Genomic DNA, 13813 nt, shown 5'->3' on the forward strand with positions numbered 1-13813 from the left:
TATTCCACCGGTCAATTGAGATCGATTGAAACGCGGGTAAGTGCTTGATCGTTATTTCGTCAACTGCTCCATTTGGTTGATAATATCCTCGAAAACGCTCATCGCTTCGCGAATCGGCTCCGGCGAGGACATATCCACGCCGGCTTTCTTCAGGATGTTAATGGAATAGTCGCTGCCGCCGCTCTTAAGGAAGCCGAGGTAACGATCCACCGCAGGCTGGCCGTCTTCCAGAATTTGCTTCGAGAAGCTCGTTGCAGCGGAGAAGCCGGTTGCGTATTTGTATACATAGAAGCTGGTATAGAAGTGAGGGATGCGGGCCCACTCCATTCCGATCTCCTTGTCTACCTGCATGCCTTTACCGTGGTACTTGACGTTCAGGTCGTAATAAATGTCCGATAGATCCTGAGCCGTCAAGGATTCACCGCTCTCGGCGCGCTCATGGACGATCTTCTCGAATTCGGCGAACATCGTTTGCCGGAAGACGGTCGTCCGGAACTGATCGGCATAATAAGTGAGCAGGTACATCTTCTGTTTCGGATCCTTGGCGTTCTTAAGCAGGTAATCCATCAGCAGCGCTTCGTTCGTTGTGGAAGCCACTTCAGCCAAGAAGATCGTGTACTGCGCATCACGGTATTTCAAGTTGTTGTCGGAATAATACGAATGCAGCGCGTGACCCATTTCGTGAGCAAGGGTGAACATGCTGTTGAGGTTATCCTTATGGTTCAGCAGCACGTAAGGATGGGTGCCGTAAGCGCCCCAGCTGTATGCGCCTGTACGCTTGTTTTCGTTCTCATAGACATCGATCCAGCCGTTGTCATAGCCTTCCTGCAGACTCTTCAGGTAATCCTCGCCAAGCGGGGCGAGTCCTTCCTTGGTCATCTGCTTCGCTTCCTCGTACGTAATGTCCCACTTATACTCTTCGACAAGCGGCGCGAACAAATCGTACATATGCAGCTCATCCACGCCAAGCAGCTTCTTGCGAAGCTCCATGTAGCGGTGCAGGAGCGGGAGGCTCTCGTGGATCGTATCGATCAGGTTGGTGTAGACTTCCTTCGGAATGTTATCGCCATATAAAGCCATCTCCAGCACGGACGGATACTTTCGTACACGCGAGTAGAAGATGTTCTTGTTCACATTGGCATTAAGCGTTGCGGCCAAGGTGTTCTTCTGCTTGCCGTAGGTTTCGTAGACGGCTTTGAACGCACGCTCGCGGACTTCGCGATTCGGACTTTCAAGGAATTGAATGTAGTTCCCGTGGGTCAGCTCCACTTCCTTGCCGTCCTCGTTCTTGATTTTCGGAAACTTCATATCAGCGTTGTTCAGCATGCCGAATATGGTCTGCGGCGCAGAGGATAGATTTCCGACCTGGGCCAGAAGCGCTTCTTCGGTTTTGGAGAGCACATGGGCTTTCTCCCGCTTCATTTCAACAAGGGTGAATTGATATTCCTTCAGCAGGGGATCGGCAATCAATTGATCCAGCTCCGCATCGGAGAGGGCCAGAATTTCCGGCGTAATGAAGGAGAGGGATTCGCCCACCTCAACATTGAGCTTTTTGGCTTTGGCGGACAAAGCCTGATATGTAGGATTCGCGGTATCTTCGTCATGATGCATATGAGCATATACGTACAGACGCTCGGCATGGTAGGAAATTTCGTCTTCGAGCTCGAAGCATTCCTTGATTGAAGCGGCATTGTTTAATTTGCCTTGATAATCGGCCGTTTTCTTCAGCAGGTCCTTCAGCTTGGCAAAGCTGTCGTCCCATGCCTGTTGATCGGCGAACATGTCCTCAAGCTTCCATTGGTGCTCCTTCGGTACTTCGGAGCGTTTCAGTAGTTGTTCCATAGAGATCCTCCTTGCATGATATGTATTATTTGGAGTCCGGGCTTCCTCAGTATAGGCTTCGGAGCGGGCAGCGGCAAAAGGCAGCAGGCAGAGGACCAGCGTAATGCAAAGCGCCTTGGAACCTTTCATGGCACAACCTCCTCGAATTCATCGCATTCGAGCGATAGTATGCCGCGTACCCGGCTCTTTCATCCTTATAAATTATGAGGAACCCAGATTAATAAAAGTGTATACAATAAGGTAAAAGGCAAACAAAATGAAGGCGGCGGCAATCAGGGCCATTCCGCGGCGCAGCCTTGCCGGGATCCGGTCACGATTCAGGATCATGATGGCGCCAAGGCTGAACGCCAAAATAATGAAGATGACAATATTCGTGGTATCCATCGTTTACACCTGCTTAAAGGAAGCCATGATGTCCTGCCATTCCTCTTCCCGTCCTTCGAAATCCTCTTTGGGGAAGCGATTCCTAGCCCATTCCATCAAGGCCGGCCGGCTCATGAAGGTATGCGTCTCTTCGCCCCACTGGTCGGAAATTTCGCGGAGTACAATGTAGCGGCCCTGAACCTCGACCGTCATCATGTTCCACTTGTCTTTTTTGTATATTTCATGTTTTTTGATCATATGCATTCTCCGTCCGCTACTTAGGCTTTTGGGTCAATGATAACGCACACAAGGGCTCAAAAGCAAATCATGATGACGTAAAAATATCGGTCCAAAAAAGCTCCATCTGGGGGTTTGACGGATTGCATTGTCGGAAAACATGGGATATAATATGGATATTCGCCATAGATGGCGGTATTTTTAGGAGGTTGTTCATTTGAAAGGTACAGTTAAATGGTTTAACGCAGAAAAAGGTTACGGCTTCATTTCCGTTGAAGGTGGCGAGGATGTATTCGTACACTTCTCCGCAATTCAAGAAGAAGGTTTCAAAACTTTGGAAGAAGGTCAAGCGGTAGAATTCGAAATTACAGAAGGTAACCGTGGTCCTCAAGCAGCCAACGTAACAAAACTGTAAGCTAACTCCGAAGAGGAGATCTTATAGAATTACCTAGGCATGAAGCACAGTTCTCCCTGAGAACTGTGTTTTTTTGCGTGGGATGGCCTGTTCACGGGTACAGCTGATCCATCATGGTTGGTATAACATGATTGTCTTCTTGGGGATAGCTGGAAGCAACGGCGTTACACCATGGCCTTCGTGCCGTCAATGACGTGTGTTATTTGTGCAAAATGACCGATCATATTATAATAGGTTTGATTTGGATAGGTATAAAAAAGACAACCATGTGGAGGCAGAGTTCATTGAATAATCAAGAGCTAAGCCGCAAGGTTCCGCGAAGCCCGGTTGGATTGATGAGCCGGGTATACCGATATATTCTCCCGGAAGTGCGGGCTGAATTGGAGAAGTGGCGCCGGGAGGCTGAGCAAATTCCGGATGAGGAGCTTCGGAAGCAGGCGTTGGCCAGTATAGAGACCAAAAGATTCCACTGCCAGGGAGGCGCGGTATATGCCGCCGCCAATTTGCCAGAGAAGCATATACTCATCCCGTTGATTGTTGCTTACCAGACGATCAGCGATTATCTCGATAATTTATGTGACCGCAGCACTTCGCTGGATCCGGCGGATTTTCGGCAGCTCCATCAATCGATGCTGGATGCCGTTACGCCTGAAGACGAGATGGCGGATTATTACTCGCTCCGAACCGAGAGGGAGGATGGAGGCTATCTGGCCGGACTGGTGCAGACATGCCGGGACTGCATCGGCCAATTGTCGGGATATGAGGCAGCAAAGCCATACATAAGGAAATTGGCCGGGCTGTACACGGATCTGCAGGTTTACAAGCATATCCACCCGGATCAGCGGGAGGCTGCATTGCTTGAATGGTGGTCCCAGCATGCCCATCATACGCCGCACTTGCGGTGGAATGAGTTTGCTGCTGCAACGGGATCCACGCTGGGCGTATTCATGCTGTTTTTGGCTGCGACCGATCCGTTTTTGGATGATGAGGATGCATCCAGAATTCATGCCTCTTATTTTCCGAATGTATGCAGTCTCCACATTATGCTGGATTACCTGATTGATCAGGACGAAGACAGGCTGGGCGGCGATCTGAACTTTTGCAACTACTACGAAGATGCCGATACGATGCTGAACCGCATTGCTTCCATTGTCGATTGGGCCCGGAAGGATGTCAGAGCAATTCCCTCCACCCCTTTTCATCGGATGATCATTGAGGGATTACTGGCGTTATATTTATCCGATCCAAAAGTCAGCGAGCAGCAGCTGGTTCGCACCGTGTCCAAACGCCTGATGAGGAGAAGCCCGATGACAAGGCTGTTCTTCTACGTCAACAGTCGTTGGATTCGCAAGCATAAGCATGAGTGACATAGAAGGAGGAAACAAGAATTATGACAGCAGTCAAAAAAATTGCAGTTCTTACGAGCGGCGGGGATTCCCAGGGGATGAACGCAGCGCTTCGCGCCGTGGTGCGCAGCGGTTTGTATTATGGGCTTGAGGTATACGGGATCCAGCGCGGATACCAGGGGCTTCTCGAGAACGATATTATCAAGATGGATCTTCGCAGTGTTGGGGATATCATCCAGCGGGGAGGCACGATTCTTCGGTCGGCCCGATCCGCGGAGTTCAAGACGCCGGAAGGGCAGCAGAGGGGCGCTGATGTGCTGAATCAGCACGGCATCGACGGACTCGTTGTCATCGGCGGCGACGGCTCTTACCAAGGCGCTAACAAGCTGAGCAAGCTCGGCATCAAAACGATGGGTCTGCCGGGAACGATTGACAACGATATTTCCTTTACCGACTACACGATCGGCTTTGACACCGCGGTAAGCGTCGTTGTCGATGCGGTTAACAAATTGCGCGACACGATGTCCTCTCATGCGCGCTCATCCGTCGTCGAGGTCATGGGACGCCACTGCGGCGACATTGCGCTGCATGCAGGGCTTGCCTCCGGCGCAGAGACTATTTTGGTCCCTGAAGTGGAATTTAACCTGGATGAGGTGGCAGAGCGCCTCAGAGAGAACTTTGCGAAGGGCAAGCGCCACAGCATCATTATTGTAGCCGAAGGCGTGGGCCGGGGCGAAGACGTTGTCAGCAAGCTGAAGGAATGTCATGCTTCCATCGACGCCCGCGTAACCGTGCTTGGACATATTCAGCGCGGCGGTGCGCCAACGCCGTTCGACCGCAATCTTGCCAGCCGTCTCGGCGACTTCGCCGTACGCAGCCTGATCAACGGAGAATCGGATAAAGGGTGCGGCATCATCAAAGGCGAGCTCGTCCTGACCGATATTGACAAGGTCGTGAATACGAAGAAGGAATTCAATCGAGAGTTGTACGATCTGGCACTTCGTCTGTCGCAGTAATCGAATTACGGATTTCCTTTAATGCACAACCAAAAGAAGACCGCCTTCCATTGCAGAAGCTGAAGCGCTGCAATGGAAGACGGTCTTTTTTAATCGGGCTATTGATGATGAGGAAGCGAGGAAGCGGCTGATCGAGCAGGCATCTGTTGCTCGGTGAATCTGCGCTGGATCTTGACCAGGCGCCTCAGCATAAGCGCTGCACCGGCGGCAAGGCCCGTTATGAGGCCGATCCAATAGCCGAAGGCGTGCCAATCCGTGTAATTGGCCAGTACATATCCGACGGGCAAGCCGATCACCCAGAACGAGACGAGGGCCAGGATGAAAGCCACATTCACATCTTTGTACCCCCGCAGCGCTCCCTGCGTCGGTGTCGCAATGGCGTCCGAGATCTGGAAGAAGATCGCATACAGGAGAAACTGCTGGATGAGTGCGATTACGGCAGGTTCATTCGAGTACAAGCCCGCAACCTGGCGTCCGGCAACAAGCAGAATGACGGCCGTTATCAGCGAGAGGATGACGGCGGTGCCGATCCCAAGCTTGGCGTACTGCCATGCATCCTTCATCCGACCCGATCCGACCTCGTAGCCTACCAGGATCGTTAAGCTCATGCAGATGCTCAGCGGCAGCATGTACAGCGTGGAGGCAAAGTTCAAGGCTGCTTGGTGCGCGGCGATCGTAGCCGTATCAAAGCCGCTCATCAGCAACGTTACGGCTGCAAACACGGCGGTTTCCAGGAAAATCGAGAAGCCAATGGGCAATCCGATCTTCAAATGTCCCTTCCAAGCGCTGAAGGAAATCTTGGAGAAACTGCGGAAGATGCCGTATTCAGCAAACGGGTGCACCCGGTGGACGGTTATGATCGCAATGACCAGCACCGCCCAGTAGGTAATGGCGGATGCAACGCCGGCCCCGACGCCTCCAAGCCTGGGAAAGCCCCAAAAGCCATAGATAAAGAGGGCATTCAGCCCGACGTTGATCGGAAGCGTAATCAGGGTGATGACCATGGAAATTTTGGTTTGTCCAAGGGCATCGATAAAGCAGCGGAGCACCGTATAGGCGAACAGCGGAATAATGCCTGCCGAAATGGCGGCCAAAAACCTCGCGGCGACATGGCGAACCTCAGGCTCCAGGTTCATCGCTCCGAGAATGCTCGGGACGACGGCGTATCCCGCAGCGAGCACGATAACGGCCAGCAAGATGGACAGCCACAGTGCCTGGTTAACCTGATAGGCCACCTTGTTCTCCTGGCGCCCGCCGACTAGCTGGGAGACGACGGGGGTAATTCCCATCAGAATGCCGCTGAGTCCGGTCTGTACCGGAACCCAGATGCTGGTGGCGATCGCAACGCCGGCCAGATCGACGGAGCTGAATTTGCCGGACATATTCGTATCGAAAAAAGTAATGGCGGATAAAGCCAGCTGTGTTACGAGAATGGGGATGAGAATGACGGCGAACTGCCTCAGTTTCCCCTGGATCGTCGTGGTAGATTGCATGCTGCATATTGCCTTTCTCTCTTTAGTATTTGCACGCTGTCCGAATGCGAGCGGTGACCATTCGTTAGATTCGCGCCACACCGCGCGCAGTAAAAGAACCAAAGAATGACATCCTTTTAGGCTCGGACCGGGAAAGTGCATGTCCCACAATCATCATAGCATCCGATGTCAAGACATGAATCCTTCGCCAAGCCTCCATATTCGTAAATGGAGCGAAAGGTTCATTTACGTCCATATGCCGGCCGAAATAACTCAATCTCTCCGTTCAGGCATGGGAGCGCAGCCCTGTTCGAGCAGTCTCATGAAAAAGAGCCCGGCCGCATGATCGGCCTGGCTCTTAAGGTTTATTTATACTTCACGCCTTCCGTATAACGGTTGGAGGCGTTCCAGAGCAAATACTCGTCGACTCCGGTATCTTTCAAGGCCCGAATCTGCTCTTCAATCTGTTTTTTCCCGTATTTGATATAATTCCCTTTGCCCAGCCAGCTGGCCGTGAAATCCTGAATCCATGGGCGGATGATCGGCTTATTGTCGCCCAGCTCTTTGAGTTTCTTGTGGGTATCCTCCATCGATCCCTTGATGGTCTGGTACGGAGCCTTATCCGGCACCTCGGCGCCGAACCAGCCCGTCGTGTAGTGGCTCGGGTATACCATCGGGCTGATAATATCCACATTATTCGATATCTTTACAAAATCCTGGCCGATTCCTTCTGCTGCCGGCACCGATGCCGCGTAGCCGAAAATATCGACGGAAACGCGGATGCCGAGCGGTGCAAGCTCTTCACGGGCATACTGGACGAAATCCGATACGACATCGACGCGGGACTGCTCGGTTTTCACATACTTCAAAGTGTCGGCCCGCTTCTCAAAGCCTTCCGGGAACCGGACATAGTCGAACTGGATCTCCTTAAAGCCGAGCTTGGCTGCTTCTTTGGCGATTTCGATATTGTAATCCCATACCTCTTTGCTGTACGGATTGACGAAGCTGTCTCCGCCGCCGTTGGTCCACACGGTGCCGTCTCCTTTGCGGAAGGACAGCTCCGGATTCTTCTTGGCCAGGATCGTATCCTTGAACACGACGACACGGGCGATCGGATAAATGTCATGCTTCTCCAGCCGTTTCATCAGCTGATGGATATCCTTGATAAAGGGCTGGGACTTTCCAAGCTTTTGAAGCTTCGGATTATCGGTTTTGTACGTTATGTAGCCTTCGTCGTCCTTGATATCGATGACCATGGCGTTCAGCTCCGTTGTGTCCATCAGGTCAATAAGCTGTGTCATTCTGGAGCCGCCGGCACTGTAAGCTGTTACATAAATGCCTTTGACTTTCGGTGCGTCGACTTGCGGGTCGATCTCGGTCGTATTCGGCTTGATGCCGTTCTGTCCCTGACCCTTCCCCTGATTTTGATGCATGCTCTGAATCACGGCGGAGTTCCAGGAAGCCTGCAATTGGGTTGTAAGCGGGCTCTCCTGCGCGCCGGAGCCGCCAAAGCCCGCGGCAGCCAAGATGAAAAATGCCAAGATGATGTTCATAATTACTCTCTCCCTTGTCTACATTCACCATGATTATAATGGAACCGCAGCTTTCAAAAAGAACAGGTTTGTTACATTCGCCCAAGATATGGAGTTAAAGCATGCGGTATTGGTTCATTAAACGGGTGAAGGGCAATTTAAACGACTTTTCCATATTTACCGAAAGTGGACATAATTACGATAGGAAATTGAAGGGAGGACAGTTAATTGCAGACGGATCGCCTAGATCAACGATCCTGCATCGGATTTTAGAAATGCACCGGCAAAGACGAGAGCGATCATGTTTAGGATGAGGGGCTTAAGCTTTGCCAAGCCGGGCTGTCGTCGTAGGAGAATTCGGGCAAAAAATGCCGTTGTTCAGCGGCATGCACCGGTGAACAACGGCATTGATCTTGCAAATATTTCAAGCGGATATTCCATTAATGCAGCAGCGTGTGGCTTTGGTGTTCGCAAATGCTGTACTGAATAATTTCCAAAGCGTCATCCTGCTCCAAAATATTCAGCCCGTCCCTCAAAACGATCATGGAATTTAGCTCGCTCTGTCTGAAGAACGGAATCATTTCCGGGAACCACTTCATGACGATCTGTGACAATTTTACCGTTTCCATTTCCATAAAAAATCACCCTCTCCTTCCAAATTTGGTCAGGCAGGACGTTCTTATTGTAAAACGGAAAAACATTAAAATTGGGGCAACGAAGAGTAGCTCATGAATATTGTAGGAACCTGGCATTCATATTATACCACAAAAATTGCCGTGTTTTAATCTTGGCAATTAGTTCTTGCGGAACTGTCCCATCACCGCAACCGTCTCCACGATGTTGACGAAGGCGTCCGGATCAGTCTGTGTAATGATATGCTTTAATTCGGCGAGCTCATATTTCGTCGTGACCGTCATCAGCATGTCCTTCTCCTTGTGGCTGAACGCCCCCTGGGTTTTGATCTTCGTAACGCCCCGTGGGCGCTTGAGCAGCTTCTCCAGCAGGGCCTCGGTCTGATTCGTTACAATGAACACGGTCACTTTGATATGGCTGATGTGCAGCATATCGATCATTTTGCCCGCCAGGTAAATGGACACCATGGAGGCAAGCGCGAGGTTCCAGTCGTTCTCGAGATAAGTGACGGCCAGGATAACGATGGCGTTCAGCGATACCAGGACGCTGCCGACCGGAAAGTCGCGATATTTCGTGACGATGGAGCCGATGATGTCAAATCCCCCGGTCGAGCCGCCGACCCGGAAGGACAGGCCGGTTCCGAAGCCGACCAGGATTCCTCCGAAGACGGCAGAGAGGAGCATGTCGGTGGCGACGGCGCTGACCGGAATGATCTCGAGAAACACCGTTGTCACGAGGACCGAGAGCACGCTGAGCACGACAAAATGTTTTCCAAGCTGGAACCACCCTGCAAGGAGGATGGGGATATTGAGCACGAAATACAGGATGCTGATATTAAGCGGCGTGAAATAACCGATCAGCATGGCAACGCCGGAAACGCCGCCGCTGAGCAGATGGTGCGGAATCAGAAACAGATTGAAGCCTGCGGCAATGATGATGCCGCCGAATAGGATGGAGAAGTAGGTCCATAGACGCTTCAACATAGGAATCACCTCCCGGTTATTATGACTTCTTGAAGCTTGCTGGTATTCCAGAAATGTTTTGTGATATAATGTATTGGATATTCTTGAGTAGTCCGTTACAATGATAACTTTTTGGAAGCTTATCAGGATGATTATACATTAACCAGTTACACCGCTGGTGATCAGAGAGAAATATACCGGTTCACCTCATGCAGAAAATCCTGCTGGCCGGGAAAGCCTATAAACGTTACCACTACTTAAGAATACAGAGAAGAAAGTGGAGTCCACAGATAGAAGGAGTATGAACCTATTGAAAAATTTTGCAGATTTTGGCTTGGAGCCCCGAGTGCTTCAAGCGATTACGGAACTTGGATTTGAAGAAGCGACACCGATTCAATCCCAATCCATCCCGATTGCCCTCACCGGAAAGGACATGATCGGACAAGCACAGACAGGTACCGGTAAGACCGCAGCATTCGGCCTTCCTCTTATTCACAAAATCGCGAAAGAAGAAGAGCGGATCGTCGCTCTCGTCATGACGCCAACCCGCGAGCTCGCCATTCAGGTTGCCGAAGAGATCGGCAAATTGTCCAGATTTAAAGGGATCCGCTCCCTTGCGATTTACGGCGGACAAGATATAGGCCGGCAAATTCGCGCTTTGAAAAAGAAGCCTCAAATTATTATCGGCACACCTGGCCGATTGCTTGACCACATTAACCGGAAGACCATCCGGCTTGACGATGTTCAAACCGTCGTGCTGGATGAAGCGGATGAAATGCTGGACATGGGCTTCATGGATGATATCCAATCCATCCTGAAGCTGGTACCGGAAAATCGCCAAACCCTGCTGTTCTCCGCAACGATGCCTCCGAACATCCAGAAGCTGGCTTCCCAGTTCCTGAAGGATCCGGAGCATGTATCCGTCATTCCTAAGCATGTGAGCGCACCGCTGATCGACCAAGCCTACATCGAGGTTCCTGAGCGTCAGAAGTTCGAGGCGCTGAGCCGTCTCCTCGATATGGAATCGCCTGAGCTGGCGATTGTATTCGGCCGCACGAAGCGCCGTGTAGACGAATTGGCCGAAGCGCTGCAAAAACGCGGTTATTCCGCAGACGGCCTCCATGGCGACTTGTCTCAGCACCAGCGCGACACCGTTATGCGCAAGTTCCGCGACGGCAGCATCGATGTGCTGGTAGCAACCGACGTAGCCGCTCGGGGTCTGGACGTATCCGGCGTAACGCATGTCGTCAACTTCGACTTGCCGCAGGATCCGGAAAGCTATGTACACCGTATCGGCCGTACGGGCCGCGCAGGGAAAGAAGGAACGGCATGGTCCTTTGTTACCCCGCGTGAAATGGATCATCTGTACTTCATCGAGCGCGTTACCCGTCACCGGATTCCGCGCAAGCCGCTGCCAACAATGGCCGAAGCCATTGAAGGCAAGCAGCGCGTCATCGCTGAACGCGTATTGGAAATCATCGACCAAGGCGAGCTGACCGAATATAAAGGGCTTGCCATTCAGCTTCTGGAGCAGTATGACTCCGTTCAGCTGCTTGCAGCTGCGATGAAGCTCCTGACCGGAGACAAGAAGGAAGCAGCCGATATCCACCTTACGCCGGAGGATCCGATTCGCGCGAAGCGCCGGAAGCCGGACATCCGCAGCGGACGCAAGCCTAGCGGCGGTTATAACGGCCGCAGCGGAGGCTATCGCGGTAACCGCGAAGGCGGTGGCGGCAACCGCGGAGGCTACTCCAAGGGCGGCTACGGCCGTGACGGAGGCGGCAGCTACAATAACCGCGATGGCGGCTACAACCGTGACCGCAACAACAGCGGCGAACGTAAGCAGCGCAGCTACAGCGGCGGCGGCGAACGCCGTCCGAACCGCAGCGGAGACGAGTAATCCGATCGGCAGCGGCAATAGCCCGCTGGCCATCGCTTGAATGGAATGAAAAAGACGAAGCACCTGCCCGCATTCGCATGGGGCAGAGGCGCTTCGTCTTTTTTTACGAGTTCAATGGTGTTTAGCTTAGCTGTATCATGCATTTAAGCTGCTAATTCATCCATTAGATATAGAATGTGCTAAGGATAATAACAAGCAGGATGAAGAGAACCAGAACTACTCCAGTAGTTCCGCCATAACCGTAACCGCCTACGTTAGACATGCATATTCCCTCCTCTGATTAGTGAGAATTGAAGCATTGATTTGAATGGATTACGAGATATCCTATGGTGATATCAGGTTATGCGATTGGATATTCACCCAGACCGCCGCAAATTAGGCTCTGGTCATGCCTATGCGATATAAGGTATATTAATAGATACATGCATGCTTTGAGTGAGGAGGAAAAGATTTGGAAATGAAAGGAGCCATGGGTGGCTTATATAAGCTCACCGAATGGATTACCCGCATCGCGTTTTCTAATATTTTATGGGTTTTATGCACATCGCCATTCCTGTTTATCGTACTGACCAAATTCCTGATGGCCGTCCAGACGCCGGATGCTCATAACGAGCAGCTGCTGTCGAACTGGATTTTGGGGATCTTGTCGCCTTTTGTGCTGTTCCCTGCAACCGCTGCCCTTTTTACCGTAGTCCGCAAGTGGGTGATGGGGAACCCGGATGTACCTGTATTTAAAACGTTTTTCAAGGGCTATAAGGAAAATTATAAGCAAAGCATGATCGGCGGATTCGTCTACACCCTGCTGTTCGTGATTATGTATGTGGATTATACGGTGTATATGACGCAGCTTGGAGACGGCTTTCAGCTCGTCGGCATCGTTATGCTGGTGCTGCTCATCGTGCTGTTCGTCTCGTTGTTTAATTTCTTTTCCATGACGGTCCATTATGAGATGAAGACGACCCAGCTTCTGAAAAATGCGGTCCTGCTGACCTTGATTCGTCCGTTCCGGGTGTTTTCGACGCTTGCCGGAAGCGCTATCTTGGTATATATCGGCACGCAAATGCCTGTGCTGTTCGTGTTCTTCCTCTTCTGCCTGATGGCATTGTTCGCGTTCTTTAACTTCTATGCAACGTTTACCAAGATGCAGGAGCAGCAGGAGAAGATGAGACAAGCCGAGGAAGAGGAATCGGAGACGGAGCAGGCGCTGCTCGAAAGCATGGATAACGTCAAAACCGAGGATAAAGGATCGAAACCGCGAAATTCATAGGTTTACTTTTGCGGCAAAACCCCCTATAATAAGACTACATCCTGCGATGTTCGTTTCGGTTTTCCGTTGTTTTGAACCAATGACGATGTCTAGGGAGATCAATATGTAACCGTGGCTGGAAAGCCCTGTCTATATGACAAGGGGAATTCATAAGCGGTTCTGCGGTCACCCACCTGCTTAAGCAGGTTCGAAGACAATGTTTACCGGACGGCATAGGCGGGTTTCGTACTGATTATGAAGCGGCATCTCTTTATTTCGAATCCGAAGTGAAGAGATGCCTTTTTTTGCTGGATATAAAGGTTTGCTGAAAGCCTAAACAATGTTAAACTAGTAGGTAAAGGAACGGTCATTTATAAAGGAGGAACGGTCTTTGTCATTAAAACGAGTTCTAATCGGTATCGTGCGCAGCTATGACGGCACAAGCGACCGTGCGAAAGATCCCAAGCTGAAGACGCGTTATTACAATCTTTCAAAAGAAAAGTGTTTTGAAGAGGTTACCTCGACACTCAAAAAAATTCCGGGCTATAAAGTGCTGCATGAAGTAAAGTCCGTTGGAGAAATCACACTCGAGAAAAGAACGTCCTTCGGACGAACGCTGGACATTACCGTATCCGTGCTGGGCATCAGTCCCGTACGCAGCGCAGTTGATATGTATTCGGCCTCCCGCGGCTCGCTGGGCGACCTGGGGGCGAATTACCGGGTCATCCTGAACCTGTACGCTGTGCTGGACAAGAAGCTCGGCAAGTATAAAGTGGATGCTTAGGCAATAGATAAAAGCGGGAGAGCTGCTCTCCCGCTTTTTTAAAGGTGATGCTTTTATTTTCGTAT

General features: G+C 51.2%; 14 protein-coding genes and 1 other RNA gene. 7 read left to right on the top strand and 8 right to left on the bottom strand.

What is annotated here, in order from left to right; genetic code table 11:
* Positions 1 to 51: 51 nt before the first annotated feature.
* The 3 genes from pepF to NST44_RS13595 form a co-directional block, all read right to left on the bottom strand.
* Positions 52 to 1842 carry an oligoendopeptidase F gene (pepF, locus tag NST44_RS13585; RefSeq protein ID WP_007127690.1) on the bottom strand — a complete coding sequence of 597 codons (1791 nt, stop codon included), beginning with the start codon at positions 1840 to 1842 and terminating at the stop codon, positions 52 to 54.
* A 201-nt stretch (positions 1843 to 2043) separates the two neighbouring features.
* Positions 2044 to 2226 carry a hypothetical protein gene (locus NST44_RS13590; RefSeq protein ID WP_007127691.1) on the bottom strand — a complete coding sequence of 61 codons (183 nt, stop codon included), beginning with the start codon at positions 2224 to 2226 and terminating at the stop codon, positions 2044 to 2046.
* Between the two features lie 3 nt (positions 2227 to 2229).
* A complete protein-coding gene (locus NST44_RS13595; RefSeq protein WP_007127692.1) occupies positions 2230 to 2463 on the bottom strand; it encodes a hypothetical protein in 234 nt (77 codons plus the stop codon).
* Between the two features lie 196 nt (positions 2464 to 2659).
* On the opposite strand from NST44_RS13595, the gene NST44_RS13600 reads away from it, so the two are divergent.
* From NST44_RS13600 to pfkA, 3 genes are all read left to right on the top strand, one after another.
* Positions 2660 to 2857 carry a cold-shock protein gene (locus NST44_RS13600; protein ID WP_028405178.1) on the top strand — a complete coding sequence of 66 codons (198 nt, stop codon included), beginning with the start codon at positions 2660 to 2662 and terminating at the stop codon, positions 2855 to 2857.
* Positions 2858 to 3141: 284 nt separating this feature from the next.
* Positions 3142 to 4224, top strand: coding sequence for a tetraprenyl-beta-curcumene synthase family protein (locus NST44_RS13605; RefSeq protein WP_007127693.1), 1083 nt, complete (start codon positions 3142 to 3144; stop codon positions 4222 to 4224).
* Between the two features lie 23 nt (positions 4225 to 4247).
* Entirely contained in the window at positions 4248 to 5219 is a 972-nt protein-coding gene (pfkA, locus tag NST44_RS13610) for a 6-phosphofructokinase (RefSeq protein ID WP_007127694.1), read from the top strand.
* A gap of 98 nt (positions 5220 to 5317) precedes the next feature.
* On the opposite strand, the gene NST44_RS13615 is transcribed toward pfkA, so the two are convergent.
* The 4 genes from NST44_RS13615 to NST44_RS13630 all read right to left on the bottom strand — a co-directional run bounded on the left by NST44_RS13615 (position 5318) and on the right by NST44_RS13630 (position 9839).
* A complete protein-coding gene (locus NST44_RS13615; protein WP_007127695.1) occupies positions 5318 to 6712 on the bottom strand; it encodes an MATE family efflux transporter in 1395 nt (464 codons plus the stop codon).
* Between the two features lie 344 nt (positions 6713 to 7056).
* Complete coding sequence (locus NST44_RS13620; RefSeq protein ID WP_340899905.1) at positions 7057 to 8244, bottom strand: putative glycoside hydrolase; 1188 nt, start codon at positions 8242 to 8244, stop codon at positions 7057 to 7059.
* A gap of 419 nt (positions 8245 to 8663) precedes the next feature.
* Positions 8664 to 8858 carry a hypothetical protein gene (locus NST44_RS13625; RefSeq protein WP_007127697.1) on the bottom strand — a complete coding sequence of 65 codons (195 nt, stop codon included), beginning with the start codon at positions 8856 to 8858 and terminating at the stop codon, positions 8664 to 8666.
* A gap of 159 nt (positions 8859 to 9017) precedes the next feature.
* Positions 9018 to 9839 carry a YitT family protein gene (locus tag NST44_RS13630; RefSeq protein WP_007127698.1) on the bottom strand — a complete coding sequence of 274 codons (822 nt, stop codon included), beginning with the start codon at positions 9837 to 9839 and terminating at the stop codon, positions 9018 to 9020.
* Between the two features lie 289 nt (positions 9840 to 10128).
* Here NST44_RS13630 and NST44_RS13635 point away from each other — a divergent pair, with 289 nt between their 5' ends.
* Positions 10129 to 11718: a DEAD/DEAH box helicase gene (locus NST44_RS13635; RefSeq protein WP_007127699.1), complete on the top strand. Its 1590-nt coding sequence runs from the start codon at positions 10129 to 10131 to the stop codon at positions 11716 to 11718.
* Between the two features lie 163 nt (positions 11719 to 11881).
* Here the strand turns inward: NST44_RS13635 and NST44_RS13640 are convergent, their stop codons facing one another.
* Complete coding sequence (locus NST44_RS13640) at positions 11882 to 11980, bottom strand: hypothetical protein (protein ID WP_007127700.1); 99 nt, start codon at positions 11978 to 11980, stop codon at positions 11882 to 11884.
* 189 nt (positions 11981 to 12169) lie between these two features.
* On the opposite strand from NST44_RS13640, the gene NST44_RS13645 reads away from it, so the two are divergent.
* The 3 genes from NST44_RS13645 (at position 12170) to NST44_RS13655 (ending at position 13748) form a co-directional block, all read left to right on the top strand.
* The gene (locus NST44_RS13645) at positions 12170 to 12985 is read left to right on the top strand and encodes a YesL family protein (RefSeq protein ID WP_007127701.1); all 816 of its coding nucleotides are present in this window, start codon (positions 12170 to 12172) and stop codon (positions 12983 to 12985) included.
* A 35-nt stretch (positions 12986 to 13020) separates the two neighbouring features.
* Positions 13021 to 13212: non-coding RNA, 6S RNA (gene ssrS, locus NST44_RS13650), on the top strand.
* Between the two features lie 143 nt (positions 13213 to 13355).
* Positions 13356 to 13748 carry a DUF1499 domain-containing protein gene (locus NST44_RS13655; RefSeq protein ID WP_007127702.1) on the top strand — a complete coding sequence of 131 codons (393 nt, stop codon included), beginning with the start codon at positions 13356 to 13358 and terminating at the stop codon, positions 13746 to 13748.
* Positions 13749 to 13813 lie beyond the last annotated feature (65 nt).

This window comes from Paenibacillus sp. FSL W8-0919 (genome assembly GCF_038003785.1).
Classification (GTDB): Bacteria; Bacillota; Bacilli; order Paenibacillales; family Paenibacillaceae; genus Paenibacillus_AQ; species Paenibacillus_AQ lactis.